We start from the raw sequence: 451 nt of genomic DNA on the forward strand, positions 1-451 counted from the left end.
AGACGACGGGGAGCGTCCCAGACGACGGGGAGCGTCCCAGACGACGGGGAGCGTCCCAGACGACGGGGAGCGTCCCGGACGACGAGACCTCGGAACACGTCCCTAGACCACCAGCCGGGCCACCGCAGTCATCGTTCCGGGGGCCACTTCGGTGAAACCGCCGTCGCGTACGACGACGTCCGCCTCGGCGACCGTGCGGCTCCACTCGTCCGCCTCGACCACGCGTACCCGCAGGCCCGGCCACGCGCCGCGGGCGCGGAGCAGCAGATGTGCGGCGTGCCCGCACTGCGCGGCCGCCTTGCCGGTCGTCATGGGCGCGCCGGGGTTCAGGCCGATGAGAGCGTACGGCGGGGCCGGCGGCGGCTTGGGCTCCTCCTCGCGCTCCAGGTCGGTGCCGCCGACCTGGAGGCGCGCGATCTCCGGCGGCACCTCGGTGACCGGACCGGCCACG

The 451-nt window shown here is 74.9% G+C and carries 1 pseudogene; it reads right to left on the reverse strand.

What is annotated here, in order from left to right:
- Positions 1-102 precede the first annotated feature (102 nt).
- Positions 103-451: pseudogene (locus ACFFNX_RS50970) on the reverse strand (hypothetical protein); the annotation flags it as partial.

Origin of the sequence: Actinoallomurus acaciae (assembly GCF_042429965.1) — a bacterium.
In the GTDB taxonomy this organism is placed as follows: Bacteria; Actinomycetota; Actinomycetes; order Streptosporangiales; family Streptosporangiaceae; genus Actinoallomurus; species Actinoallomurus acaciae.